General features: G+C 74.4%; 1 pseudogene. It reads right to left on the bottom strand.

What is annotated here, in order from left to right:
* Positions 1-94: 94 nt before the first annotated feature.
* Positions 95-1474 (bottom strand): annotated as a pseudogene (locus ACWD4A_RS35350) (ATP-binding SpoIIE family protein phosphatase); the annotation flags it as partial.
* Positions 1475-1559 lie beyond the last annotated feature (85 nt).

Raw genomic sequence — 1559 nt, 5'->3', positions numbered from 1 at the left:
TGTCGACGGCGGTGCCCGGCCGGTCGGCAACTCGACCTACGAGCAGCTGGTCTACAACATCCGCCTCTTCCAGGCCGTCGGCTCCGTCACGGGGTTGGGCCCAGATGGTCTTCCCGTCGCCGGAGAACCGGGTGCCCCAGCGCTCGGTGAGCTGGGCGACCAGCAGCAGCCCCCGGCCGCCCTCGTCGAGTATCCTGGCCCGCCGCATCCGCGGCGAGGTGCTGCTGGCGTCCGAGACCTCGCAGATCAGTGACGACTCGTCACGGATCAGCCGCAGCCGGATGGGTTCGTGGGCGTACCGGATGGCGTTGGTCACCAGCTCGCTGACGACCAGTTCGGTGGTGAAGACCAGCTCCTCCAGCCCCCAGGCGGCCAGTTGCTCGGACGCGCGCTTGCGGGCGTCGGCGACGGCGGCACGCTCGGCGGGCAGGCTCCAGCTGTGGACGTGGGCGCCGTCGAGCGCGCGGGTGCGGGCCAGGAGCAGGGCGACGTCGTCGGCGGGCCGCGTGGTCCGGTCGGGCAGCAGCGCGTCGAGCACGTCGTCGCAGAGCTCCTCCAGGGACGTGGACGGATCGGCGAGGACCTCGCGCAGCGTGACCGTCCCCGCGCCGGTGCCGTGGTCGCGGCCCTCGACGAGCCCGTCGGTGTAGAGCGCGAGCAGGCTGCCCTCCGGCAGTTCCAGCTCGACGGACTCGAAGGGCAGGCCACCCAGCCCGAGCGGCGGACCGCTCGGGACATGGGCGGAGCGCGCGGTGCCGTCGGGCAGCACGACCACGGGCGCGGGATGCCCCGCGCGCGCCATGGCGCAGTGCCGCGACACCGGGTCGTAGATCACGTACAGACAGCTCGCGCCCGTCTCCCGCACGACGCCGGCCGACTTCGCGGCCCCCAGCGTCAACTGGATGACCAGGTCGTCGAGGTGGGTGAGGAGCTCGTCAGGCGGCAGGTCGAGGTCGGCGAGCGTACGGACCGCGGCGCGGAGCCGGCCCATGACGGCCGACGCCTGGAGGCCGCGGCCCACGACGTCGCCGACGACCAGCCCCACCCGGGCGCCGGAGAGCGGGATGACGTCGAACCAGTCGCCGCCGATCCCCGCCTGCGCGTCGGCGGGCAGATAGCGCGAGGTGACCTCCACCGCGCCCTGGTCCGGCAGTCTGCTCGGCAGCAGGCTGCGCTGGAGGGTGAGCGCGGCCTCGCGCTCCAGGGTGTACCGCCGCGCGTTGTCGACGCAGGCGCCCGCCCTTGCCGCGATCTCCGCGGCGAGCAGCAGGTCGTCCGTGTCGTACGTGCCGCCGCGGCGGACGAACACAGCCACGCCGAGCGTGCTGCCGCGCGCGCCCAGCGGCACCGCGAGCACGGAGTCGGCGTCGTCGACGGCCACGGGCAGGGCGCCGTCCGCGAGCCACTCGCGCAGCGCCGGGTCGTCGCCCCGGCGCAGGGACGGGCGGCCGGAGACGAGCGCGCGGGCCGGTGGGTATCAGTGGCAGCTCGTGCCCTGCGTGCAGGGCGAGCAGTTCGAGGCGTCCCGTTCCCACAACGGCCAGTCCACCTCGAACCCG

Source organism: Streptomyces sp. NPDC002537, assembly GCF_053594975.1.
This window is presented reverse-complemented; position numbering and strand designations above follow the sequence as displayed.